Source organism: Acinetobacter lwoffii, assembly GCF_024129715.1.
Lineage (GTDB): Bacteria > Pseudomonadota > Gammaproteobacteria > Pseudomonadales > Moraxellaceae > Acinetobacter > Acinetobacter lwoffii_U.
Map to the genome: position 1 here is coordinate 56,095 of NZ_JAMXXM010000005.1, position 24,924 is coordinate 81,018.

The following is a 24,924-nucleotide window of genomic DNA, read 5'->3' on the forward strand; positions in this document are numbered from 1 at the left end:
TGAGATGATTGAAATTCTAATTGTGACAGCACTGGTGCTTTGGAGCATGCTGGTAGTATTCAGAAAGGTGTTTCCGAACACCTCTAACTCAGTCTTCCAGAAGCTGTCTGATGCCTGTGCAGCCAAGGGCTGGAAGCGTCTGGCCAAATGGCTGCAACCGGGTATGGCTGCAGGCTGTGGTGGCAACTGTGCCTGTCCGGTTTCAGAAAAAAGTTCAGAAGAAAAGCCAGCCCAACAAGCGGTGAAATGGAAATAATTTCCTTTTCTGGCTGAATTTTAAAAACCGTCATGATCATGACGGTTTTTTTACGCATGGACACAAAAAAAATGTGCAGAAAAGCCAATCAGAAAAGGCATTCAAAACAGCAAAGTGCTACCATTTCGTCAGTTTCAAAATAGACCAAAATATGGGGCGAAAATGTTAATACAACGTGGTGGGTTAAAAGTCGTTGCAGGACTCGGAATATCAGGTGTTGCAGCAGTCAATTTCTTGCATAGTCAGGGCTACCGCGTTGCAGTAACAGATTCTAGAGCTAACCCGCCAGGGCATGAGCAGATAACCGCTGAAGTTCAGACCAGTTTCGGTCAGTTTGATGCCGAGCTGTTGTTGTCTGCGGAAGAAATCGTGATCAGCCCAGGACTTGATCCTAAACTTCCTGAAATTCAGGCAGCCATCAACAAGGGCATTCCAGTAGTCAGTGAAATCCAGATTTTACGCCGTGCTACAGACAAGCCAATCGTAGCAATTACCGGTTCTAATGCCAAAAGTACCGTGACGACCTTGATTGGCTTGATGGCAGCGGATGCAGGTAAAAAAGTCGCTATCGGTGGTAACTTAGGTCGTCCTGCGCTAGACCTGACTAAAGACGATCCTGAGCTGTATATACTCGAGCTGTCCAGTTTTCAGCTGGAAACCACCTCAAATCTGGCGGCTGAAGTCGCGGTGGTGTTGAACATGAGTGAAGATCATCTGGATCGTCATGGCGATATGATGGGTTATCACACGGCGAAACACCGGATTTTCCAGGGTGTAAAAAAAGTCGTCTATAACCGTGATGACTCTTTGACCCGTCCTCTGGTGCCAGACGTAACACCGATACAAAGCTTTGGTCTAAATGCACCGGATATGAACCAGTACGGTATTCTCAAGGATACGGATGGCAGCATCTGGCTGGCGCGTGGTCGTGAGCGTCTGCTGAAAAGTACCGAGATGTATATGCAGGGCACGCATAATGTTGCCAATGCCTTAGCCTGTCTGGCGCTGGGTGAAGCGATTGGCCTGCCACTGGAAAGCATGTTGAATACCTTAAAGACCTTTAAAGGTCTGGAACATCGCTGTGAATTCGTTAAAGAAGTGCAAGGCGTACGTTATTATAACGACTCCAAAGGTACCAATATCGGCGCAACCTTGGCAGCACTGGACGGTCTCGGCATGGCCATTGAAGCCCAAGGCGGTAAAGTCGCGATTATTCTCGGTGGTCAGGGCAAAGGGCAGGACTTTAAAGCCTTGCGTGAATCATTAAGCAAATATGCCAAAGTAGCGGTATTAATCGGTGAAGATCGTCCCGTCATTGAAGCAGCGATTGCGGGTACGACTGAACTGATTCATGCGGACAGCTTGCAGCAGGCAGTAGAAATCTGCCAAAAGCACACTCAGGCACATGATGTCGTGCTATTGTCTCCTGCATGCGCAAGTTTTGATATGTTCTCGGGTTATCCTGAGCGTGGTCGCAAGTTTGTTGCGTATGTGAATGAACTCAATTAAGAATAACAAGGATTCGTGATATGGCTGGGTTTGCTCAGACTACGATCAATAAATTAAATCAATTTTATACGCAGTGGATACCTAGAATACCTGCTGAAGTGAATCCACGGAATGTATTGATTTTCTGTGTGTTGGCTTTGCTCTGCATTGGTTCGATCATGGTGGCATCGGCCTCGATGCCCTATGCAGAACGTATGCATGAAAATCCGTTTCACTATATTAGCCGACATGGGATTTCGATTTTTGTCGCTGCCGTAGCAGCTTTTCTGGCTTATAAAATCCCCTTAAAAGTCTGGTTTAATAACACTTTCTTTTTGTGGATTATTACCATCGTACTTTTGGTGGCCGTGCTATTTGTCGGGACGGAAGTCAATGGTTCCAAACGCTGGATTCGGATCGCAGGCTTTACCTTACAGGCTTCGGAAGTCGCCAAAGTGATGATGGCAATTTTTACTGCAGACTACGTGGTGCGCCGTGCGGAAGAAGTACGGAATAATATCAAGGGTCTGGTCCGTTTAAGTGCCATCATGGGTGCTACCGTCGGTTTGATTATTCTCGAGCCTGACTTGGGTGCAACCGTGGTAATTACCTTAACCATGCTTGGCGTGTTCTTTCTGGCGGGTGCGCCGTGGATTCAGTTCGGTGTGGCTTTTATGACCTTGGTCGGCGCATTTGCTGCCGCGATTCTGTTGGAACCGTATCGTCTGCAACGTCTGCTGTCTTTTTCGAATCCTTGGGAAGATCCCTTAGGCACCGGTTATCAGCTCTCTAATGCCCTTATGGCCTTTGGCCGTGGGGAATGGGCAGGGGTAGGCTTGGGGCATAGTATCCAGAAAATGTCTTATTTGCCTGAGGCGCATACCGATTTCATGCTGGCAATTTTGGGTGAAGAATTTGGCTTTTTAGGCATTTCAACCATCCTGATCTTGTCCTTCACCATGCTGGTTTGCTGTATCCGCATTGGACACCGCGCCTTGCAGCATCAATATTTGCGTGCCGGCTATCTGGCTTATGGCATCAGTATCATTTTCCTGTTACAGATTCTGGTGAATGCCGGTATGAATATGGGCATGTTGCCGACCAAGGGTTTGACCTTGCCATTTATTAGTTATGGCGGTTCATCCCTGATTATCTGTGCGGTCATGATCAGTCTGATTCTGAAAATTGATTCGACCACGCGTCAGGTCAATCCAAGCCGCGAAGAATCAAGCTTCTAGATTGGAGTTTCGTCCTGGCTCTGGCTGAGCATGGTCCAGTACCGTGCTCGGCATTGCGGTTCCACAATTGGAACAGGTCACAAAAGCAGATTTAGGCTTGGAAAGTGGAATCAAGGGTATAAAAAATAAAGAAAAATAATTACGCTGCTGTTTTAGCTCATAGCCCGAACGAGTACGGCAGACCGGACACAGAAACTGGCTTTTCTCAATGGTTTTGGTTTTAGGGCCGACGCCAAAAATAAAAAACATACTCTTCTTCCTATCTATTTTTCATTCTAGAAGTCTAGCTTAAGTGAAAAGCTGTTTTTATAAATAGTGACCTTGTAGCTCAGTTGTATGTGGAATCCGCTCGATATCCCATTGCGCCACTGCCTGTTGCAGCATCTGTTGCGGAGCATCTAAATCAACTTCAGCCTGATGCAAAGCCTTAAGTGCCTGTTTTAATAATTGTGGCGCCTGAATTAAATCCAGTGCTTGGGCCAGATTTTGTTTCGACAGTTTTTGTCCCTGATCATTCATTGCCAGCGGCAGATGCATATAGCTCAGACGTGGATAACCGAGTAACTGCCCTAGATAGATTTGCCGTTCGGTATTATCTAAAAGATCAGCCCCACGCACCACATGGGTCATGCCTTGCAGATAGTCATCGACCACTACAGCCAGCTGGTAATTAATAATGCCGTCACGACGTTTTAAGACAAAATCGCCCAGATCTTTTTTCAGTTCTGAACAGTGCTGACCTTGCAGCCGGTCTTCAAAACAGATTTCAACATCTTCAACTTTTAAACGGATGGCCTGATGCTCAAAAGCCAGACCCAAGTTGCGGCAGGTATCCTGATAGATATGGTTGGAACCGAGCATTTTACGGGTACATTGACAGGCATAGACTAGGTCTTGCTGACGTAATTGCTGGATGACGTCTTCGTAAATATCTAAACGGTCTTTCTGGAAAATGATTTCGGCATCAGGTTCAAGCTGAAAGGCATCCATGGCACGCAAAATATGCTCTTCGCTGCCGGGATAAATGCGGGGAATATCGGTGTCTTCAATCCGGACCAGCCATGTGCCTTGATTGGCTTTGGCATCGCAGTAACTGGCAACTGCGGTAATGAGGGAGCCAAAATGCAAAGGGCCGGTTGGCGATGGCGCGAACCGGCCCACATAAGCCATCCTGTTGTCCCCCTCCTTTTTTAAAGGAGGGGTTAGGGGAGGATTATTTACAGACATACTTAACCGTTATTTTGCTTCTCTTTGATCTCTGCAAGGGTTTTGCAGTCAATACATAAAGTAGCCGTTGGACGTGCTTCTAAACGACGCAAGCCAATCTCGATACCACAAGTTTCACAGAAACCATAGTCATCATTCTGGATTGCTTCGATCGACTGTTCGATTTTACGAATCAGTTTACGTTCACGGTCACGGGTACGTAACTCAATCGCAAACTCTTCTTCCTGAGTCGCACGGTCATTCACATCTGGAAGAGCAGTATTTTCGTCTTGCATCGTATTCAGGGTACGATCCACTTCTGACATCAACTCAGCTTTCCAAGCCAGCAAGATTTGGCGGAAATGCTGAAGCTGACCTTCAGACATGTATTCTTCATTTTTTTTAGGTTGATAAGGTTCAATACCAAATAAGCTAGCAGTAGAACCACCGTCAGTCGTTTTAGGCTTAGATTTGCGTACGCGCTTTGCAGCTTTCTCTTCTACAACATCAGTTTGATTGTCTAAGACTTGATTTTGGTTGTCATTCGCCATTTAGGGCATTCCTCATCTATGCGTATGATTGCTACGCAAAAAATATGGTGATATGCAGTTTTTTATCCACCCTGTAGAAAGATTATCCTCCTATGGGGGCCGTCATCATATAGACTTTTTATGCTTATTGATAGTCTTTGATGTCTGGACTATGCATATCACATTTCCTTTGGTTGCAATAAAGTAATGCAAAAAAAACAAATTGAAAAGTTAATAACCTGAAATTTCGGTATTAATATTTTGCTGGCTCAATGCCACCCGTTCAATATAGGTATCAAACTCACCATTTTGTTGCAAATGTAATACACGATAACCTGGTGCCGCCTGATCTAGCGCGAAATCTTCACTTTTAGGTTTAAACTGCACACTGGTCGATGGCGTGGATAAAAAGTAGATGCCATGCCATTCGTTGCAGGAATCCTGATGCACATGACCAAACAGAACCAGCTTGATATTATGATGCCGAGCCAGTACATCTTTTAAATCTTCAGCATTTTTCAGCCGGTGCTGATCAATCCAGTACGATTTCATCGCAAAAGGATGATGATGGCAAGCGACAATGACATGCTGATGCTTAAATTCAAGCAATAATTGGTCCAATTGATCAAGTTGAGCTTGTTCCACCCAGCCATCGATCTTGCCTTGAACGGCACTATTTAACAGGATCATGGTCCAGGTGCCAAAATGAATGGCATGTACCTGATTCGCATGCTGATGAAAAGGGAACACCCGAGAATCGTCATGGTTACCTGGAATCTGATAATACGGCACGTTTAAAGACTGGACAAATGCTAAATAGCGTTGATAAGTCTGCTCGACCGGCACCTGTGCCAGATCACCGGTATGAATCAGTGCATCCATTTGGGGAAAGCGCTGTTGGATCTGCTGCATCACCTCGTGAAAACTCTGCTCGGGATTCATCCGGGCAAATTCCAGCTCTTCCCGATCCATCAGATGAGTATCAGAAATCTGGATAATGGTCCAATCTGGCTGTGTGTTTATGCTTGACTGCTGAAAACTCATGTCTTTCCCCTTAGACATATTCCTGCAGTATGAATATGTTGTTGCAACCATTGCAAGGCCATAATGACAGGTGCATTTCTTAAGCGACCATTCGTGAGCAAGGACGGAATATCAGCATAATCCAGAATATGCAGCTGGATATTTTCACCTTCATCCGGCATGCCAAAAATACCGCCCTGTTCAGGCAATTCGGTCTGCGCCACATATAAATGAAATAATTCGGAACATGCCCCGGCGGACGGATAGAAGCTGAAAATGTGCTGCAGCTCATCCAGGGTACAGCCTGATTCTTCGAGTGCTTCGCGACGGATGCATGTTTCAGGCGCTTCATCGCCATCCAGAACGCCAGCAATTACTTCGAGTTGCCAAGGAGAGTCGATATCATCCAGTCCGCCAATCCGGAACTGTTCGATCAGGCCGAATTTCTGCTGTTGATGATTGTACATCAGCACACCCGCTGCTTCTGGCCGATGAATCAGCTCACGTTGCAAAATAGGGGTTGAGCTTTCCTGATTAAATAAACGGTGTTTCAGGCTGACTTTTTCGACCTGAATAAATCCCCGATACAAGAATTCACGTGCCTCTACGCGAAAGTCTTTTTTATTATAAGAGGCCTGTTTAATAATATTCATATGCTCAGATAGAATGAATTGATTTATTTTCATCCTATCTGAGTTTTTTTTGAAGACAACTGTTTTTTTTACAGTTTTATAGTTTGTGGTATAAATTTTGACCAGAGTTGTGGAAGCTGGCTTTCATCTGATCCATGCCGGCTTCAATTTCGGCCTGAGAGCTTGCTGGCTGATCAGGATTGGCCTGTTGACTGGCATAATCACGAACATTCTGGCTAATCTTCATTGAACAGAACTTTGGTCCGCACATGGAACAAAAGTGCGCGGATTTATGCGCGGCTTTCGGCATGGTTTCATCATGCATGCTGCGCGCCGTGTCCGGATCCAGACTCAAGTTAAACTGGTCTTCCCAGCGGAACTCAAAACGGGCTTTGGACAGGGCATTATCCCGCGCTTGTGCACCCGGATGACCTTTGGCCAGATCGGCTGCATGCGCGGCAATCTTGTAGGTAATAATGCCGTCTTTGACATCCTTTTTATTGGGTAAACCGAGATGCTCTTTAGGTGTGACATAACACAGCATTGCGGTACCGTACCAGCCAATCATCGCAGCGCCGATGGCTGAAGTAATATGGTCATAACCCGGTGCGATATCGGTGGTGAGTGGCCCCAAGGTATAAAAGGGTGCTTCTTTACAGACTTCCAGTTGCAGATCCATATTTTCCTTGATCATATGCATCGGGACATGGCCCGGGCCTTCAATCATCACCTGAACATCATGCTCCCAGGCACGGTGGGTCAGTTCGCCCAAAGTTCGAAGTTCGGCAAATTGCGCTTCGTCATTGGCATCCTGCACACAGCCCGGACGTAGGCCATCGCCGAGACTAAACGATACGTCATAAGCTTTCATGATCTCGCAGATTTCATCGAAATGGGTATACAAGAAGTTTTCCTGATGATGTGCCAGACACCACTGCGCCATGATCGAACCGCCACGCGATACGATACCGGTCAAACGGTTGGCAGTCAGCGGTACATATCTTAAAAGCACGCCGGCATGAATGGTGAAATAGTCCACACCTTGTTCAGCCTGTTCAATCAGGGTGTCTTTAAAGATCTCCCAGGTCAGGTCTTCGGCCACACCATTGACTTTTTCCAGTGCCTGATAGATCGGTACGGTTCCAATTGGTACAGGAGAGTTGCGGATAATCCATTCACGGGTTTCATGAATATTCTGGCCGGTCGAGAGGTCCATAATCGTATCTGCGCCCCAACGTGTCGCCCAGGTCATTTTCGAGACTTCTTCTTCGATACTTGAACCGAGTGCAGAATTACCAATATTGGCATTGATTTTGACCAGAAAATTACGCCCGATGATCATCGGTTCCAGTTCCGGATGATTGATATTGGCCGGAATAATCGCGCGGCCGGCGGCGACTTCCTGACGCACAAATTCTGGCGTGATTTCGCGTAAATTCTGGGCACCAAAATTCTGGCCCGGATGTTGGCGCATATCGACACCTTCATGCTGGCGCAGGTTTTCACGAATGGCGATGTATTCCATTTCCGGAGTGATGATGCCTTGCTTGGCATAATGCATCTGGGTGATGTTGCGGCCGCATTTGGCTTTGCGAGGTTTCTGGATATGGGCGAAACGGATTGCGGCGGTACGGATATCGCGTAAACGCTGGCGACCAAATTCAGAACTGAGCTGATCCAGAATTTCGCTATCGTTGCGCTGTTCAATCCAGCTTTCACGAACATTCGGCAGACCTTTGTTCAGGTCAATCGTCACGTTGGGGTCGGTATACACACCCGAAGTGTCATAGACCATCAAAGGTGGATTATGTTCGCCGCCCAGACTGGTCGGGGTTTCACTTAAGGAAATTTCCCGCATGGGTACCTGAATATCAGGACGGGAACCTTGCAGATAGACTTTACGTGAAGCGGGTAGAATTCGCGTTAAATCGCGTGCTTCCTGTTCATGAGCGGAGAGAGAAGTTTCAGAAGAAAGATTCGTTAACTGGTTCATGGCTATGATCCTTATAAATGACATCAACGAATCAAGCACGACCAAAAACGTAGGCAGATTTATCCTGAACAGATAAAGCAAGGGCTGGGTTTTTAGCTAGCTTGATTCCTACGCAGGTATTAACCTGATCAGGTTCAACGGTACTCATGCTCAATTCCTGATAATGATAAAAGGAATCACATGATCTCAGCGAGGCATTACTCGCGCTCCGTCAAGCGAGGCTAAAGCTTAGCTCAGTTTAGGCAGAATAAACAGGTCTAAATCGCTCAACTTTAAGCGAGGATTGATTTAGACATGGTCCTACTGATTGAAGGTGAAACTGATCCCAACTAGATACAGATGGCATCGGTAAAGCAGTCCTTATCGTATTTTTGTGAGGGCGGACTGATCTGGGCATAGTACAGAATCTGTTCTGCTTCCGAACGGTTTCTATAATCGGCAGGCAAGGTTTGCTGGCGCTGTTCCGGAGTCATGTCCAGAAATTCCAGAAACAGGCGTGCCTGTGTGGACAGCGTTGATTTCTGGCCACTCGACAGCCCGATAATGGTTTCCAGATGACTGGTATCCACGGCATAACGATCGTGATAATCTTCAGACACCGGCGATTGCTCGGTACCTCTAAACAGGAAATAGGTGTATTGCTTCAGCAGATATTCAGCATCGCGTTTATAACTGCTATTCGGATAAGTCTTGAGATAGTCTTCCCAAAGCAGACTGCGGGCTGCAATATCAGCGGCTTCAATCTGCAGGCGTTTTTCCACCAGCACCGGTTCCATATTCTGTTCCGCCAGATTTTCAATAAAGGCTTTTTCAGCGGCCGGTAAATAAGGGGCAAAAATACGCGCCAGATATTCCGGACTGCGGCGATAATGTAAAGTGCCATCCCCCAGATCCAGCAGTTCTACATAAGCCTGCCCCTTGTGTTTTAACAGATACTGGTCACGTGAGGTGAGCTGTTGAAAATGCGCATGCTGAATGGTCGGATGCTGGGCCATTTCCAGTGCATACTGCTCAAAGGCGCGTTGCTGGAACTCGGTGCGATCCACCTTTAAAAAGTGCTGATACATTTCGGTAGAGCGCTGCATCAGGTGCTTCTGCTCCGCCAAGTCCATCAACGGCAGGCATACTTTAAGATCCTGATTAATCTGCTCCAGCGCAAACGTCGTGCGCTGGTCATTAATCTGGGACATATTTTTTTCAATATTCTGGCACATGAGGCTAAAGTCACTGACTGGACTTTGCGTTTGCTTCGCCTCAGTCTGTTCGACCTGGATCTGTGGATCTGAGGGCTGTTGGCAGCCCCCAATAAGCAGCACGCTACTAGCAAGCAAACAGGCTTTGAATATAGACGGGAATGGCATTAACACTATGCTTCAGGACTCTGTATATATAGGTGAATTCAGAAAATAACGGCCTTACTGGAAGATATTGTATAGATCAAACTAAAATACTATGTTTAGTATTGTGAATTGCTTTGTTACATTGCCGATATTGGAGCCAGAAAATTGAATTAAAGATGGATAAAAATTGATCTTTATATTAAAAAATTAATAAAAATCATACGTAAAAATTCAAGAGATCTCTTTAGTATGGCTTAGCTTAAAGCGCCAGAATTTTTTGATCTGAATGGCTGTTAGGGGTTAACACTATAAAATGAAATTAAAACTCAGTGTCATGGCCGGTTTATTGCTATTAATTAGTCCGGCGATTTTTGCCCTGGATTTACAAGAAGCGTATGCACGCGCCCAGCAAAATGATCCAAATTGGCAGGCGAATGTGTTGCAGTACCAATCTGATCAGCTCAATCTGGGGATTGCCAGCGGAAATTTGCTGCCGACCGTGACTTTATCTGGAAATGTGACCCGTAAAAACCAGTCCGTCAACAACTCAGAGTCTGAAGGTTTGCCTGCTGAATTTGGTGAGTTGCAAAGTTCCAGTACAACCAGCCGTCAGGTGGCCTTAACCGCACGCCAACCTTTATTTCGCTGGGATGCCTGGCAAGGTTATAAGCAGGTCAAGACCTCGGTCGAACTCAGTGAAGTCAATCTGCGTCTGCAAAAACAGCAGCATATTTTACAGGTGGCCGAAGCCTATTTTAATGTCTTGCGGCAGCAGTCTTTGACTACGGCTTATTTGCAGGAAGAGCAGGCACTGTCTGAGCAGTTACGGATGATGAATGCTAAGCTCAAAGAAGGTCTGGTAGCGCGCAGTGAGGTCAGTGAAGCCAATGCCCAGTATCAAAGTGCCCAAGCCAACCGGATTTCGACTCAAGTTCAGCTGGTACTGGCCCAAGAACAGCTGGCACAGTTAATCGGTCCTTATCAGGAAAATCTGGCGGTATTACGCAACGATTTTCAGTTTCAGAAACCGGTTCCAAGTGATATGCAGTCCTGGACTGAATTAGCACAAAGCCAGAATCTGAATATTCTGCAAGCGCGTCTGCAAAAGCGCTATTCTGAAGATGCCAAACGGGTCGAGCAGGCTGCGCTCTATCCGCAGGTCGAAGCGGTCGGAACCTATGGCTATTTAAAACAAAGTCCAGCCACGATCATGTCCAGCAATGGAGATTTCGACCAGATTGGGGTGGAAGTGAACTGGAATGTATTTAGCGGCGGACGCACACAAAAAAGTATCCGTCAGGCCGGTGTCAATGTGCAAAAAAGTGAAGCGCAACTGGATGCAGCCATCCGTAAAGCCAATACCGATGTGAAACAGTCCTTTATGCAGGTAGAAACCGATCAGGCCAAACTGAATGCACGTAAAGCCGCGATGGACTCTTCGGAAATTGTCTCACAAGCGTCCAGAGCCCAATATCAGGAAGGCTTAAAAACCATGGTCGATGTGTTGCTGGCACAGCGTAATGCCTTTTCTGCCAAGACCGATTATTTGAATGCCAAATATGATTATCTGTTGCATGTGCTGCAATTGCAGGCCTCGGTCGGGCAGTTAACCGAAAAGGAACTGGCAGAGCTGAATGCCTGGCTGATTGAATATGATTCGCCTCAGCCTCTATGAGGCTACTATTGTCATCAAACTTTCATCATAGATATGCTTTAATATGATTTATTATTGATCATTGTCCTCTATCGTTCAGGAGTAGCTTTCCTTGTGTCCAAATAATCCTGTATTAAGTCATCACATTTCTTCGCAATTTAATGAAGAACTGCAGGACGTAAATACCAAATTCATGACGATGGGCGGACTGGTAGAACAGCAGGTAGCTAATGCCATTCATGCCCTATTGGACACAGATGTCTCAATGGCAGTAGATGTGCAGTTTCAAGATAATGTCGTCAATCAGATGGAACGAGATATTGATGAAGCGCTGACCCTGATTCTGGCGCGCCGTCATCCTGCCGCGATTGATTTACGTATGGTGCTTGCCATGTCCAAGGCCAATACCGATCTGGAACGGATTGGCGATGAAGCCTCGAAAATAGGCCGAATTGCACAAAGCTTATGTGAAGAGGGCGGCTCACCGCGCGGTTATATGGAAACCCGGCATATTGGCAACCAGGTGCGGGTGATGATTCATGATGCACTGGATGCTTTTGCGCGTCTGGATGTAGATCAAGCTTTGAAGGTCATGTTGGCAGATGCGGATATTGACCGTGAGTATCAATCAGCCACACGTACGCTTATGACTTATATGATTGAAGATCCGCGGCATATCAGTCGTGTCATCAATGTATTATGGGTGCTGCGTTCGCTAGAAAGAATTGGCGATCATGCCCGGAATATTTCGGAACAGGTGATCTATATGGTCAAAGGTTTTGATGTGCGTCATACCAGCGTTGAAGAAATTGAACAGAAAGTTCAGCGTTAAACGTTCCAGACTTAAATAAAAAAACCTCCAGCTCGGAGGTTTTTTATTGGGATAGAAAAGCTAACTATGAGTTTCTTCCTCAGCATCATCTTCAAAAGTTTTGGCAATTTTTTCAATATTCAGGCTTTTGGCCATCGCATCAAAGATTTCCTTATATACGCCTTGCTGATGATAAAGCTGGTCGTGTTCACCATGTTCGGCAATCGTTCCTTCTTTCATTACATAGGTATAATCCGCATCAATAATCTGCGACAGGCTATGCGAAATGATGATCACGGTACGGCCTTGCTTGATCTGGTCCAGACTTTGTTTGATCTGTTCCGTGGCAATTGCATCCAGACTCGCCGTCGGTTCATCCAGAAAAATGATCGGTGGATTTTTCAGGAACATCCGTGCCAAGGCAATCCGTTGCTGCTGGCCGCCAGACAGCATCAAGGCATCGCTGTCATAGCCATCCGGTAACTGTAAAATCTGCTCATGAATCGAGGCTTTTTCTGCCGCCTCAATTACATCTTCCATTGAGGCAGTAGTTTTGCCGTAACGGATATTGTCAAAGATGGTGCCCTGAAAAATATGGTTTTTTTGTAAGACCAGACCAATATGATCGCGTAGATATTGGGTGTCATAATCTTTCAGGTCAATGCCATCCAGTTTGATCTGGCCTTGCTGTGGTTCATAAAATTTATCCAGCAAACTGATCAGGGTGGATTTTCCGGCACCCGATAAGCCCACCAAGGCGGTAATTTTATTGGGACGAATTTCCATATCAATATCTTTCAGGGCATGGTGGCCGTTTGGATAATAAAAATTCACGCCACTCAGTTCAAATTTTCCTTGGACAATCGGTTTCTGCTGACCGCTTTGTTCAATTTCATCATCTGCTTCCAGAATCTTGAAAAAGCTTTCTGAATAGATCATGGCGTCATTTACTTCATCATAAATCCGGTGCAGGGATCGGATTGGGGCAGAGACATTATTAAATAGCAACACATGAAACATGATCATGCCAATACTCATCTGACCATCCAGCACAAAGTAGGAGGTTAGAATAATGATGAGTACAATCCCGATCTGTTCCAGAAAAGTTTTCAGGCCATCAAACAGGAAACTGGTCTGGCGGGTTTTCATCTGATTGTCGGTCAGTTCACGCTGTAAACCGAGCTGCTTTTCCGATTCAATCGATTCGCGGTTAAAGGATTTGATCACAGTAATCGAGTTGATGATGCTGAGAATGCCCTGACTCTTTTTCTCCCGACCATCGCGAAGACTGCGGCGCCAGCCCCCCAGCTTTTGCGCCTGTTTATAGGTCAACCAGAAATAGATCGGGACAATGGCAGTCGCGACCAGACCGACATAAACATTGGCATAATACATTAACCCCAAAGCCACAATGGCACTGGTAAATAACGGTAAAATATCAATAAAGAAGATCTGAACGAGACGGGTCAGTGAACCAATACCACGGTCAATCCGGGTCTGTAATTTACCGGCCTGATTATTTTCCTGATTAAAAAATTCCAAACGATATTTTAAAAACTTTTCAATAATCCCTTGGGCCAGATCCTGAGAGACAAAAATTCGCAGTTTCTCTCCATAGAACTTCTGCCCGAACTGGACAAAGGCATTAATAATTTCTTTGCCGAGCAAAATTGCCGAAATCGTGATCAGAATATGCCAGCCTTGCTCCAATCCTTGACCGGCTTCGAGTAGCGAATTGATGCTGTCGACCGCATATTGCAAGGTAATGGCATTGACCTGTGCTGTGAATGAGCCAATCAGGGTCAGAATCAGCGTGGCAATCACCAGCAACCGGTAAGGCTGAACAAAGGGACGAAGTTTCTGAAACAGCTGCCATAAGTTCATAAAAGGATTATTTTTATTGTGAAAGTTGAATTCAGTCTAGGCAGGAATCATGCCAGCCACAAGCATAAATGTTGTAGTCATTTGTGAAGAGCAGTTGTAATCCTTTAGGTCGAATGTCAGTATTTTCATGTGGATACTGGATCTGATTGATATGACGCTCGATTTATTTGCACCCCAGCCGCAAGCCAATGTATTACCTTTTGATGGGGTAGTGGAGGATTATGGCTTGATTTTGGATGAGGAACAAAGCCAGCAGTATCTACAGCATTTTCTCAGTCAGCTGGCCTGGCAATATGATGAAGTGCATTTATTTGGCAAGCACCATGTCACCGGTCGCCAGGTGGTCTGGTATGGCGATGAACATTATCAGTATCGTTATTCTGGTACGCTTAAACAAGCTCAGGTATGGACACCCGGATTATTCCGTTTAAAGCAACATATTGAAATTCTGGTCGGTCATCCCTTTAATTCCTGTCTGGCCAATTTGTATGAAGATGGTTCGCAAGGCTTGGGTTGGCATAGTGATGATGAGCCGGCTTTATATACAGGTACTTCTCGGGAAAATGTCATCGCTTCTCTGAGTCTGGGAGCCACCCGCAAAATGAGCTTTAAGCATAAAATTCGCAGTGATAAAGTCAATGTACTGTTACACAGTGGACAACTGATTGTGATGCGAGGTGCGACACAGCAACACTGGAAGCACAGTATCAGCAAAACCAGCAAAGTTTTAACACCAAGAATTAACCTGACTTTTCGTTATTTTTATCCTTAAGAAGCATTTTGGAGCATAAAAAAGCACCCTGACGGATGCTGATTTAAAAAATTTTCAAAACAGATTAAGGCGTGATTCCAGCAGGATGGCGATACCAGCTTTCAATCAACAAGGTAGCCGCAATACTGTCGGCAGAGAGTTTTTTGCCGCGACCTTGAGCCTGATAATGCTCCAGTTCATCGCGTGCTTCACGGGTAGTCAAACGTTCATCTACCATCCAGGTTTCAATATTGGTCTGATGACGTAAACGGCGGGCAAATTTTCGCGCCCGTGTCGACAGCTCCGATTCACTATCATCCATATTCAATGGCAAACCGACCAGAAATAAATTCGGTTGATGGCTTTTCACGATTTTGAGCAGCTCATCCCAGTTGGGGATACCATCTTTCATGGGAAATAAGGGCAGGGGATTGGCACTAGCAATCAGGGATTGTCCAACCGACATTCCCATTTTTTGTGTACCAAAATCAAACGCCATAATGGTTTGTGGCGCGTTTACATCAGGCATGTCCAATCTCGGAAGATAACCAGTTGCGGTCTACACCCATTTTTTTATAGGCAGCGTCCCAACGGTCGTTATAAGGGAGGTTAAAAATCAGATCCATATCGGAATCACAAATCAGCCAGTCACCCCGGGCAATTTCCTGTTCCAGCTGGTGTTTGCCCCAACTGGCATAACCGAGGGCAATCTGATAGCGACCGACCCCTTCATTATGCGCAATGGCATCCAGAATATCTTTGGAAGTGGTAATGCAGACATTTTCACCTACGGCGATGGAGGAATGCCAGGTCGGCTGACCAGTATGCAAGACAAAACCGGCCTCAGGGCGTAAAGGGCCGCCTTGTAATACTTCATGCGGATTGACATTGTGTGCTTCAATATCAAGATCATTCAGCAATTCTTTAATTTGAATGCCGGCAGGTCGATTGATAATGATGCCTTGGGCACCATCTTCATCATGACGCGCGAGATAAATGACCGTCTGGGCAAAAAAATCATCATTCGCATGCGGTGGTGCAATCAGACAACGATGTGTCAGAAACTGTTTGGTCACCTGAGCAGTTCTCCCAAAGTCAGTATGCTATGCAGTCTGAAAAAGTGAAGCATGGCCTACGGGCCTAATTGTAATCACTCAAACAGCGGCTTTCTTCCTGCTATTTATCCCATAAAATGCTTAGGCTGACAACTTGGATATGGGGTAAATCAGGCATGAACAGGTTAAGGCCGGTTTTAAAATTCCTTTTAAAAAGACCTTCAGTGATTTTATTTAAATGATGGGAGGTAGTTTTAAGCGTTTTTTATTTATGCTAAAACAGCCAGATAAACCGAGTAAAAACTTACTTAAATTTTAATAAAAAATATTAAATATATTGTGGTGGAATGAATTAAATAATAACAATACATCATTCATGGTTAAAAGTAGACTATATAGTTTCTTGCTTTTAAATAGAATTTATCTGAAAACTAAAGGTAAGGTATTACAATCTCAGCTCATTAATTAAGCTCTAACTATATTTCGATACATAGTTTCTAGTGATTAAAAAATAGTCAATATTAGATAACAAACTATAATATTTGTTTATTTATGTAATAAATTTGCGATATATTGTACAGAATATTTCAATTATTATACAAAATATACATATTGAAACCATATTGCTTTGTTCGTAGAATGCAGAAATTTTCATCTTTAATTTATTTTTTTAATGGGGTTGTTATGCATCATATTTTAAAAGGGACTTTAATTTCTGCGCTATTTTCTGTGTCAGTCACTTCACAGGCAGCAGTATTTAGTAGTTATAATGAAGAAGGTAGTTTTTTCCGTAGTCATTTGAATAGCGCTTTATCTGAAAACCTCATTACTCAGTTTAAGGACAAAGCTGATTCAAAGGATGGAGTTTTATATTTACTTGAACAAGCCCGCTTATTACAAGTTAACCATCAATATGAAGAAAGCCGAGATTATTATAAGCAAGCCTTTACGCTGTTAGAAAAACAAAAAAATCGGGCCAAAATTAGTGTGTCCCGAATGGGGTTTAAGGCTCTTGCCATGGTCAGCAATGACTCTGTAGTGCCTTATCTGGTACCAGCACATGAGCAGGTGCTGGCGCATATTTCCCAAGCTAAAAACTATATTTTCTTAAAGGATCTGGAAGCTGCTGCGGTAGAAATGCGCGTGGCTCAGGGCCTCCAGCGTGAAATCGAATTGTTGCACCAAAAAGAACTAGAAAAGAAAAAAGACAAAGTAGCTAAAAACACGGAAGCAGAGAAGAATCTAAGTGTGCTGGATGAAGCTTTTATCGGTCTGGACCCCATAGCCGGCAAGATTAAGAACAGCTATCAGAATGCCTACGCTTTTTATATGGCAGCCAATTTATGGGAAACCTTGGGTGAATACAATGATGCCTTGGTTGATTATAAGAAAGCTTATGAGTTACAACCAGATAAGCAAATTTCCGAAGACGTGAAACGTCTGGATCAACTGGTCACACAGCATAAGAAGGGTAGTATTCCGGTGATTGTATTTATCGAACAGGGAATTGTACCGCAAAAGGTGGAAAATAAAATTGATGTCCCTACACCGGGCGGTTTAATCAATATTGCTTTTGCGACCTATGAACCAAGTACCTATGTGATACCAACTAGCCTGAAAGTGAAAGTCAATAATAAAGCTTTACAAGACAGTTATGTGATTAGTGATATTGGTGCTTTGGCCGTCAAGGACCTCAAAGAAAAAATTATGGCGAATGTGAGCAGTCAGGTGCTGCGCGCCACTGCAAAATATGCCGCACAAAAAGAACTTGGTAACCAGTTTGGTGTGTTTGGTCAACTTGCCGGTAACGTCTTAAATATGGCGACTGAGCGTGCTGACTTGCGTGGCTGGAGTACCTTGCCGAGTAATGCCCAGATTGCGCGCTTAAATTTAACGCCGGGCAAACATAATTTACAACTTTCTAGCGGGAGTGTATCTAGCTCTCCGGTCACCCTAGATGTGAAAGCCAATCAAACAGTGTTTGTCTATGCCCATCATGTTAATGACAAAATTACGGCTAGTGTAAGCACCATTCCACATTAATCATAAATAAGGGAACAATATGAAACGTCAATTTAGCTTTGCTGTACTTGGTTTAGGGGCGCTGTTCATGGTGGGTTGTACCGCACCGAATGCCTTATCTACCCAAACCAATGCCAATAATGAAATGAGTATCCGCACCATTACCAATAATCCGGTATTAACTACGGAAGTCTTTGTGGAACGTGTGAATATGAGCTTGGTTGGTGATTTAAAGCGTGCTTCAATCGCGATCAAAAACCGCCGTTTTAACAATAAAGATTTTAGCTACAAGATTGTTTGGGTGGATGCACAAGGTGTGGAAGTTAATCCTGAAGGTGCCATCTGGAAGCCGATCCAGTTAACCGGACGTGAAACCAAAGGTGTGCAGTCCTTGGCGCCAAATCCATCTGCTGTTGATGTTGTTGTGTATTTGAAAAAATAAGAGAGACTTGAAATGAACGCAAAATTGATTTTCGCCGCATTGGCAACTACGACACTGCTTAGTGGCTGTGCCTCTACTGGTTCAGTAAGTTATGGTGATGCCCAAGCAGTCGAAACCTTAACCACAGACTTTGGTTCAACTGACTTGCAAATGATTGCAGCCAAAATGGTGGATGACATGTTGATGTTCCCGCCAGTGGTGCAAATGACCCAAAACCGCCGTCCGGTCATTGTCCTTGATCGGATTCATAACAAAACCCAGGAACATATCGATACCGAATCGATTACTGACAGTATTCAGAACAAACTAATCAATTCTGGAAAATTTCGTTTTGTTGATATGAAATCGGTGAATGCGGTGGCACAGCAGCTAGCTTATCAAAAGCAAAGCGGTATGGTGAACCAGTCAACAGCAGTACGTGCCGGTGGTCATATTGGTGCCGAATTTATGCTAAATGGCAACTTGTCGAGTATTGTGAAGAATGCCGGTGGTAAGAGTGATGTGTATTACAAGTTCACTTTTAAATTGCAAAACCTGCAAACTGGTATCGTAGAGTGGACTGGCGAGAAAGAAATCCGTAAGGCAGGCAAACGCTCGACTTTTGGTCTGTAATTTCAATGAAGGTCACTGTGCTTTTGGCACAGTGACTGTAGAAGAATATAATATGAAAAAAATATTACTTGCAGGCCTGTTGTCTGGATTGTTGAGCGCTCCGGCCTTTGCAGCCATTAAAGAAGTGGTTAAAGAAGCCAGTGGAAGTGGTCCAACTCAACACCAGGCGATTTCTGAAGCCTTATTAATTGCTGTGCAATCGGTAAATGGTGCTTCAGTTTCTTCCCAAATGAATTATGAAGAGACTGTTTCTGTATCGGTGAATAATCAGGGCTGGAGTTATAACGGTAAAGTTTCACCAGTTTTTAGTGTGGCAAATCAAGGTTCAGGTTCAGTGACCAAGTTTCAGGTGCTGAGTGTGACGGGTGCAAAAAATAATTACCGTGCCAAAGTTCGCGCACATGTGGTGAAGTTTGAATCGACTGTACAAGACCAGCATTTGCGCAGGATTGCAGTATTGCCATTCCAGATGGCCGAGAAAAATAACCGACTGGCCAATGACACATCTGCCTATGAGTTTAGTCAGGAATTATCCGATACTTTAGGAAATTATCTGGCTCAAAGCGGACAGTTGAGTGTGGTAGATCGTCATTATCTGGATGAAATGCAGTCTGAAAATGCATTCCTGTATTGGGATGGTGCACCGCATGAGCTGGCGCGTATCGGTCAGAAAGTTGGAGCAGACTATTTACTGGTGGGACGAATTAATGATCTGTCTAGCGCCAGCCATCAGCAAATGTATGGTTTGAATGCCGGCGCTGAACAAGTGCGTTTAAGCTGGCGTGTCATTGAAGCCAATACCAGTAAAGTGGTAGCAGCGGGCACTTTCAATCGAACTCTGTCTAATTTAATGACACAGAATATTCTGACCAATAGTTTAAATGACAGTACGGCGGATAAAATTGCTCAGGGCTTAAACCCGGAAATTTTACAGTGCTTAAAATTACAGCCTGTACAGTCTCAGACTGGTCAATCTTATGATTCATCACCGGGCTATGAAATGACGCCAGGTTCAAGCGATCAACCTGTAAAATGGTAAGTTAATATTAGTTCGAATGATTTTTAACACATAAAGAATCTCTGACCTAAATGCAGGGATTTTTTATGTGTCGCTTTACAAGTAGCTCAAGCCTGCTGAAATTTCAGCTGACGTAACTGGCGGGCATGTTGCAAGGTGGTTTCACTAATCTCTACACCGCCTGTCATTCTTGCAAGCTCCTGAATAATTTCATTTTCCTCAAGGTCAATGATTGTGCTGCTGGCAGGATCAGTCTGCTGTTTTTTTACCAGTAGATGCTGATCAGATTGTGCTGCCACTTGTGCCTGATGGGTAATACACAGAATCTGTACATGCTGGGCCAGATCGGCCAGTAAACGCCCGACAATCTCTGCGGTACCACCACTAATCCCGACATCAATTTCATCAAAGACCAGCACTTCAGCTTCGGTTTTTTCCGCATTCATGACTTGCATCACTAGCGCAATACGCGAGAGTTCACCGCCTGATGCAACCCGGGCCAAAGGCTGTGCCGGAATGCCTTTATTGGCAGTAAACAGCAATTGAATAAAGCTGAGACCTTCACTAGAGGGATGCTCCAAAGGCTCAAACTTGAACTCAAAATGTGCTTCAGGCAATGCCAGTTGTTTGACCTGCTCAGTGAGCTGCTTGGCCAACGGTGCTGCGGCTTCACGGCGAATCTGATCCAGATGTTGGGCTTTATCCAGAAACTCCTGATAAGAAACCGCGACCTGTTCAGCCAGTGTTTCCGGATCTTCCAGTTGATGCAGCTGTTCTAATTCGGTTTGCCAGGCTTCATATTCTTCTTTGAGTAATTCTGGCTGGGTACGATATTTACGTGCCAGACGATGGAAGATTTCTAAAGTCGAATTTAGTACTTCCATGCGTTCCGGATCAAAACTCTGCCGATCCATAAACTGGCGTAAATTCGCTGCAGCATCTTCAAGTTCGCTTTGGGCATTCAGCAGGGAGGTGTAAATTCCGGAAAGCTGTTCGCTACGACCGGCATGTGATTCCATGCGACGTAGAATGGAAGCCAGTTCTTGGGAAATATTCTGTTCGCCTTCATCCAGACTATTCAGGCTATAGACACAGTCCTGCATGATCGCTTCATGATGGGAAAGCCGGTCAAATTCCTGTTCAATCTCCTGATAATCCGTCTGAACAATGTCTTCCAGTTCTTCTAGCTGCAGTTCCAAGGTTTCCATGCGTTGCTTACGGGTCGCTTGTGCATCTAGCGCTGCCTGATGCTGACGAATATTTTTCTGCCAGGTGCTATAAGCGTCCCGCACTTCCTGAGCTGGTGTATAAAAATTGCTATAGCGATCCAGCCAGTGTTTTGGATAAGGTGGTTCCAGAAGTTGCTGCTGGCTATGCTGGCTATAAAGTTGAACCAGCAGACGCCCAATTTCTTTCAACTCTGACAGGCTGCTCGGGCGTCCATTGATCCAGGCCTTGCTGCGGCCGGTAGCAAAAATTACCCGTCGTAAATGAATTTCACCTGATTCATCATGCAGTTCATGCTCTTTCAACCAGGCTGCTTCAGGACTGTGCTCTTGGTAGCTGAAGCTGGCGGTGACATCCGCCTTTTCCGTACCATAACGCACATAATTGGTATCGGTTCGCTCACCCAGACAGGCAGACAATGCATCCAGTAACAGGGATTTACCTGCACCGGTTTCACCGGTTAAAACGTTAAAACCTTTATCGATATCAATAGCAAGATGCCCAGCTAAAGCAAAATTGATCAGAGTTAAATGTGTCAGCATAAACGCATCCGGGCTGCGAAAAGTTTGATTGAAATAGCCTGATGTCGGATTGGGGGTCGCAACATGGCTGGGATTATTATAAATCAGGACGAATCAATTTCATTCTATCTTAAATTTTAAAGATTCATATATGCTTATTTCACTGTATTTTCGCAAGAAGCTGACTCAGAAGTATGTTAATTCACTGCTGATTTTCATATTTTTGACATCAGCAATCTTTAAATTAATGACTCAATTCAGCTTATTTCAAAAGAGAATGCACAAATCGAAACTGAAGCTCATCTACCAGCAAAATACAGGCCAAAACATCCTACAAATAGAAGGGATTCAGCGATACAGAATATTTTATCGGCGTCGATAAACTTCGATTGATTAGTTGAGGGTGCACATTTAAACTACAGCAATCAAAATATTACAAAATGCTTTATCTGGAGAAATCGCATGTCAGCTCAGTTTGATCATGTATCGGTACTTAAAAAATCTAATGTATATTTCGGCGGGTTGTGTATTAGTCACATTGTACAATTTGAAGATGGGACCAAGAAAACGTTGGGTGTCATTCTGCCATCAGAAAATGCCTTGACCTTTGAAACACATGTTCCTGAGCGCATGGAAATTGTTTCAGGTGAATGCCGTGTTCAGATTGGCGATAGCGAAGAAAGTGAGCTGTTCCGTGCGGGGCAGTCTTTCTATGTGCCGGGCAATAGCCGTTTTAAAATCGAAACCGATGATGTGCTGGACTATGTCTGCCATTTTGAAGGTTAAGTCCAGATTCAAGATCAGTGCAAACCGGGCAAGAAATTTCAGTGCGAATCGGTTAAACTAATCAGCTATAGAAATCCTGTGAAGTCAGCTTTACGGGATTTTTCTTTTGTATATAACTAATCTAGAGGTCGTTCATGGCAAAACCTGAATATTTTTATGGCGTACATTCAGTGGAGTCATTGTTAGAGCTTGAGCCTGAACGTGTCTTGACATTATTCACTCTCAAAGGACGCGATGATCAGCGTTTAAAGCGTGTACTGGAACTGGCTGAACCGTTTGGGATCAGTGTGCAGCAAGCCAGCCGTGACAAACTGGAGAAACTGGCCGGGCAACCGTTTCACCAAGGTGTGGTCGCTGCGGTACGTGCACATCCGACCCTGAATGAAAAAGATCTTGAGTCATTATTGAGTGCGAATCCTCAAGCATTGTTATTGGCTCTTGATCATATTACCGATCCGCACAATCTCGGTGCCTGTATCCGTACAGCCGCTGCAATGGGCGTTGAGGCAGTGATTGCGCCACGTGATCGTTCTGCAACTTTAACCCCGACAGCACGTAAAGTGGCTGCTGGTGGTGCGGACAAAGTCAAATTCATTCAGGTGACCAATCTGGCGCGTACTTTGGGTCAAATCAAAGAAGATTTTAATGTTCGTGTGGTTGGTACTATGCTGGATGAAAAAGCGCTGCCGATTCAGAATTTTGATTTTACCGGTACCGGGGTTTGTGTGGTGATGGGTGCGGAAGATACCGGCCTACGTCCAATTACCCAAAGCCAATGTGATCAGACCGTGTATATCCCGATGGCAGGTAATCTGCAAAGTCTGAATGTCAGTGTGGCTACAGGTATGGCACTGTATGAAGCCTGCCGTCAACGTAACCTTTAATTGATGATGGCATTGTCAGACCGTACCCAAGGCTATGTTTTTTTAGTTGTTACCATGTGCATCTGGGGCGGTTTTACTTTAACAGCCCGCCTGAATGCGCTGTGGCAGATCAGTGCTTGGGATATTGTGGCCTTGCGTTTTTCTTTGGCCTTCCTGATTCTGATGCCGATCTTGCTTTATCGTAAAGAGGCCGCTTTTTTACTGAAAAAAGAGCCTTTTATTCTGGCCATGATTGGCGGGGTGATTTATTGCCTGTTTGCCTATAGTGCTTTTCACTATGCACCTACCGCCCATGCTGCAATTTTCTTGAATGGCTGTATTCCGATCTGTACCGCGATCATGGCTTTTTTTCTGATGGGGCAGGCTTTTGATAAACATACCTGGGCCAGCCTGATCATTATGATCGTCGTACTATGTCTCATGAGTATGCTGATGTATCGGGAAACTGGTGTAGCCTTTGGGGCAGGGGACGGGCTGTTTTTTATCAGTGCCATACTTTGGGCGATTTTTACTGTTTTATTGCGTAAATATCAGCTAACTGCATGGCAGGCAATGTGTGGTGTCGCGATCTGGTCGGCAGTGATATATGTGCCGATTTATCTGCTATTTTTACCGAAAAATTTGAGTGTGCCTGAACCCAAGCATTTACTGTTTCAGACCATTTTTCACGGCATATTTGTGGTGATTATTGCTACTTTAAGCTATGTAGAAGCCATCAAGCGTCTTGGTGCATTTAAGGCAGGCAGTATTACCAATCTTGCACCTTTTATTGCGGCAATTCTGGCTGTACCTTTATTAAATGAAACTTTAAGTCTGGCCATGGTGTGTGGCCTGATGGGTATGGCAGTCGGGGCCTTACAGCCGTGGCGCTGGTTACAGCATCAGGACAGTCTGAGCCGAAAATTAGCAGAACAAAAAAAGCAGTCTTAATCAGACTGCTTTTTTTATGCTTCAGCTGGCTGCCATGTTTAAATATTTTTGATGTAATGGTCTGAGATGAGCATAGAGATGATCCAGATGACCATCATTTAGGACAATATCATCGGCCATGGTCTGCTTTTGTTCGCGGGACATTTGGGCGGCAATGATATTGCGAATTTGTTCGATATTCTGGCCATCACGTTGTGAGGCCCGCTCAATTTGCAGTTCGATGGTGGCATCAATCAGTAAGGTATGCTGAGTGAGTTCGTGCTGATTGGTTTCAAATAAAAGTGGTGAAACCAGAATGGCATAGGGACTTTGCGCAGCATGTAGTTGCTGGATAATGGAAGTGCGAATTGCCGGATGGGTAATACTTTCCAGGGTCTTGCGTGCTTCAGGAGACTGGAAGATATATTCACGCAAGGCACGACGATTCAGTGAGCCATCGGCAAGCAGTACCCAATCGCCAAAAGCCTGCTGGATCTGGGTAAGTGCAGGCTGCCCAATTTCGACCACTTCACGCGCTACCACATCGGCATCGACTACCGTGATCCCTTGTGCTTCAAACCACTGACTGGCAGCAGACTTGCCACTGCCAATCCCGCCGGTTAATCCGAGTATAAATTTCAC

At 44.8% G+C, this 24,924-nt stretch carries 25 protein-coding genes and 1 riboswitch; of the genes, 13 read left to right on the forward strand and 12 right to left on the reverse strand.

What is annotated here, in order from left to right; translation table 11 throughout:
• Nucleotides 1–4 precede the first annotated feature (4 nt).
• The 3 genes from NI462_RS05725 (at nt 5) to ftsW (ending at nt 2,982) form a co-directional block, all read left to right on the forward strand.
• On the forward strand, nt 5–256 hold the full coding sequence (locus tag NI462_RS05725; protein WP_253159526.1) for a DUF6587 family protein: 252 nt from the start codon (nt 5–7) through the stop codon (nt 254–256).
• A 162-nt stretch (nt 257–418) separates the two neighbouring features.
• The gene (gene murD / locus NI462_RS05730) at nt 419–1,765 is read left to right on the forward strand and encodes a UDP-N-acetylmuramoyl-L-alanine--D-glutamate ligase (protein ID WP_253159527.1); all 1,347 of its coding nucleotides are present in this window, start codon (nt 419–421) and stop codon (nt 1,763–1,765) included.
• A 20-nt stretch (nt 1,766–1,785) separates the two neighbouring features.
• On the forward strand, nt 1,786–2,982 hold the full coding sequence (ftsW, locus tag NI462_RS05735) for a putative lipid II flippase FtsW (protein WP_004281069.1): 1,197 nt from the start codon (nt 1,786–1,788) through the stop codon (nt 2,980–2,982).
• On the opposite strand, the gene NI462_RS05740 is transcribed toward ftsW, so the two are convergent.
• The 7 genes from NI462_RS05740 to NI462_RS05770 all read right to left on the reverse strand — a co-directional run bounded on the left by NI462_RS05740 (nt 2,971) and on the right by NI462_RS05770 (nt 9,727).
• Complete coding sequence (locus tag NI462_RS05740; protein ID WP_004281070.1) at nt 2,971–3,231, reverse strand: zinc ribbon domain-containing protein; 261 nt, start codon at nt 3,229–3,231, stop codon at nt 2,971–2,973. The genes ftsW and NI462_RS05740 overlap by 12 nt on opposite strands.
• A gap of 57 nt (nt 3,232–3,288) precedes the next feature.
• Nucleotides 3,289–4,209: a tRNA glutamyl-Q(34) synthetase GluQRS gene (gluQRS, locus tag NI462_RS05745; protein WP_253159529.1), complete on the reverse strand. Its 921-nt coding sequence runs from the start codon at nt 4,207–4,209 to the stop codon at nt 3,289–3,291.
• A gap of 2 nt (nt 4,210–4,211) precedes the next feature.
• Nucleotides 4,212–4,739, reverse strand: a complete 528-nt coding sequence (dksA, locus tag NI462_RS05750; RefSeq protein WP_004281072.1) for an RNA polymerase-binding protein DksA — start codon at nt 4,737–4,739, stop codon at nt 4,212–4,214.
• Nucleotides 4,740–4,949: 210 nt separating this feature from the next.
• Nucleotides 4,950–5,762, reverse strand: a complete 813-nt coding sequence (locus NI462_RS05755; protein WP_004281073.1) for a metallophosphoesterase — start codon at nt 5,760–5,762, stop codon at nt 4,950–4,952.
• Nucleotides 5,759–6,394 (reverse strand): NUDIX domain-containing protein, encoded by a 636-nt coding sequence (locus NI462_RS05760; protein ID WP_253159531.1) that lies wholly within the window; start codon nt 6,392–6,394, stop codon nt 5,759–5,761. The genes NI462_RS05755 and NI462_RS05760 overlap by 4 nt, the downstream gene beginning before the upstream one ends.
• A 76-nt stretch (nt 6,395–6,470) precedes the next feature.
• Nucleotides 6,471–8,366: a phosphomethylpyrimidine synthase ThiC gene (gene thiC / locus NI462_RS05765; RefSeq protein WP_253159533.1), complete on the reverse strand. Its 1,896-nt coding sequence runs from the start codon at nt 8,364–8,366 to the stop codon at nt 6,471–6,473.
• An 88-nt stretch (nt 8,367–8,454) separates the two neighbouring features.
• Nucleotides 8,455–8,587: riboswitch (TPP riboswitch) on the reverse strand.
• Between the two features lie 108 nt (nt 8,588–8,695).
• Nucleotides 8,696–9,727, reverse strand: coding sequence for a hypothetical protein (locus NI462_RS05770; protein WP_253159535.1), 1,032 nt, complete (start codon nt 9,725–9,727; stop codon nt 8,696–8,698).
• A 292-nt stretch (nt 9,728–10,019) separates the two neighbouring features.
• Between NI462_RS05770 and abuO the strand changes: the two genes are divergently transcribed.
• Nucleotides 10,020–11,381, forward strand: coding sequence for a multidrug efflux outer membrane protein AbuO (gene abuO / locus NI462_RS05775; protein ID WP_168730889.1), 1,362 nt, complete (start codon nt 10,020–10,022; stop codon nt 11,379–11,381).
• Between the two features lie 91 nt (nt 11,382–11,472).
• Entirely contained in the window at nt 11,473–12,192 is a 720-nt protein-coding gene (gene phoU / locus NI462_RS05780) for a phosphate signaling complex protein PhoU (protein WP_005108465.1), read from the forward strand.
• A 60-nt stretch (nt 12,193–12,252) separates the two neighbouring features.
• On the opposite strand, the gene NI462_RS05785 is transcribed toward phoU, so the two are convergent.
• The gene (locus NI462_RS05785) at nt 12,253–14,055 is read right to left on the reverse strand and encodes an ABC transporter ATP-binding protein (RefSeq protein ID WP_168730888.1); all 1,803 of its coding nucleotides are present in this window, start codon (nt 14,053–14,055) and stop codon (nt 12,253–12,255) included.
• A 151-nt stretch (nt 14,056–14,206) separates the two neighbouring features.
• Between NI462_RS05785 and NI462_RS05790 the strand changes: the two genes are divergently transcribed.
• Nucleotides 14,207–14,827 (forward strand): alpha-ketoglutarate-dependent dioxygenase AlkB family protein, encoded by a 621-nt coding sequence (locus tag NI462_RS05790; protein ID WP_253159537.1) that lies wholly within the window; start codon nt 14,207–14,209, stop codon nt 14,825–14,827.
• A 64-nt stretch (nt 14,828–14,891) separates the two neighbouring features.
• Here NI462_RS05790 and ruvX read toward each other — a convergent pair whose 3' ends face one another.
• Both ruvX and NI462_RS05800 read right to left on the reverse strand, forming a co-directional pair.
• Nucleotides 14,892–15,335, reverse strand: coding sequence for a Holliday junction resolvase RuvX (gene ruvX, locus NI462_RS05795; RefSeq protein ID WP_195725482.1), 444 nt, complete (start codon nt 15,333–15,335; stop codon nt 14,892–14,894).
• Complete coding sequence (locus NI462_RS05800; RefSeq protein WP_253159539.1) at nt 15,328–15,882, reverse strand: YqgE/AlgH family protein; 555 nt, start codon at nt 15,880–15,882, stop codon at nt 15,328–15,330. Before NI462_RS05800 ends, ruvX begins: the two co-directional genes overlap by 8 nt.
• Nucleotides 15,883–16,545: 663 nt before the next feature.
• On the opposite strand from NI462_RS05800, the gene NI462_RS05805 reads away from it, so the two are divergent.
• From NI462_RS05805 to NI462_RS05820, 4 genes are read left to right on the forward strand one after another with little or no spacing between them, the layout of a single operon-like run.
• Nucleotides 16,546–17,904, forward strand: coding sequence for a COG3014 family protein (locus NI462_RS05805; protein WP_253159541.1), 1,359 nt, complete (start codon nt 16,546–16,548; stop codon nt 17,902–17,904).
• Between the two features lie 19 nt (nt 17,905–17,923).
• Nucleotides 17,924–18,325 (forward strand): YcfL family putative periplasmic lipoprotein, encoded by a 402-nt coding sequence (locus tag NI462_RS05810; RefSeq protein WP_005248406.1) that lies wholly within the window; start codon nt 17,924–17,926, stop codon nt 18,323–18,325.
• A gap of 12 nt (nt 18,326–18,337) precedes the next feature.
• Nucleotides 18,338–18,937, forward strand: coding sequence for a penicillin-binding protein activator LpoB (gene lpoB / locus NI462_RS05815; protein WP_005108476.1), 600 nt, complete (start codon nt 18,338–18,340; stop codon nt 18,935–18,937).
• Nucleotides 18,938–18,989: 52 nt separating this feature from the next.
• Nucleotides 18,990–19,976, forward strand: a complete 987-nt coding sequence (locus NI462_RS05820; protein WP_253159543.1) for a CsgG/HfaB family protein — start codon at nt 18,990–18,992, stop codon at nt 19,974–19,976.
• Between the two features lie 86 nt (nt 19,977–20,062).
• On the opposite strand, the gene recN is transcribed toward NI462_RS05820, so the two are convergent.
• A complete protein-coding gene (gene recN, locus NI462_RS05825; RefSeq protein WP_253159545.1) occupies nt 20,063–21,724 on the reverse strand; it encodes a DNA repair protein RecN in 1,662 nt (553 codons plus the stop codon).
• Between the two features lie 441 nt (nt 21,725–22,165).
• Between recN and ppnP the strand changes: the two genes are divergently transcribed.
• The 3 genes from ppnP (at nt 22,166) to NI462_RS05840 (ending at nt 24,303) form a co-directional block, all read left to right on the forward strand.
• Entirely contained in the window at nt 22,166–22,489 is a 324-nt protein-coding gene (gene ppnP, locus NI462_RS05830) for a pyrimidine/purine nucleoside phosphorylase (protein WP_004281089.1), read from the forward strand.
• Between the two features lie 134 nt (nt 22,490–22,623).
• The gene (gene rlmB, locus NI462_RS05835; protein WP_005101440.1) at nt 22,624–23,373 is read left to right on the forward strand and encodes a 23S rRNA (guanosine(2251)-2'-O)-methyltransferase RlmB; all 750 of its coding nucleotides are present in this window, start codon (nt 22,624–22,626) and stop codon (nt 23,371–23,373) included.
• Between the two features lie 6 nt (nt 23,374–23,379).
• Complete coding sequence (locus NI462_RS05840) at nt 23,380–24,303, forward strand: DMT family transporter (protein ID WP_004644926.1); 924 nt, start codon at nt 23,380–23,382, stop codon at nt 24,301–24,303.
• Nucleotides 24,304–24,324: 21 nt separating this feature from the next.
• On the opposite strand, the gene coaE is transcribed toward NI462_RS05840, so the two are convergent.
• Entirely contained in the window at nt 24,325–24,924 is a 600-nt protein-coding gene (coaE, locus tag NI462_RS05845; protein WP_004281093.1) for a dephospho-CoA kinase, read from the reverse strand.